The following is a 215-nucleotide window of genomic DNA, read 5'->3' as shown; positions in this document are numbered from 1 at the left end:
CCTCGAGGCTGTACCTGCCGATGCCGGTGTCCTTGTCGGGCGTGATGTTCGTCGAGTAGATCGTGCCGATCGGCGAGGCGATCGGCAGGCCGCCGGCGAACGGTAGCCCCTTGGGCGCCGTGTGGCACGCGGCACAATCGGCCGCGCGCGCGAGGTATTCGCCCTGCTTCACGAGTTGCGCCTGCGGGTCGTTCGCGGCGGGCGCCGGGCTGCCG

1 pseudogene is annotated in these 215 nt (G+C 71.6%); it reads right to left on the bottom strand.

Features of this window, described 5'->3' with window-relative positions:
• Nucleotides 1-215, bottom strand: a pseudogene (locus A985_RS29465) (cytochrome c); the annotation flags it as partial.

This window comes from Pandoraea sp. B-6, assembly GCF_000282835.1.
In the GTDB taxonomy this organism is placed as follows: Bacteria; Pseudomonadota; Gammaproteobacteria; order Burkholderiales; family Burkholderiaceae; genus Pandoraea; species Pandoraea cepalis.
This window is presented reverse-complemented; position numbering and strand designations above follow the sequence as displayed.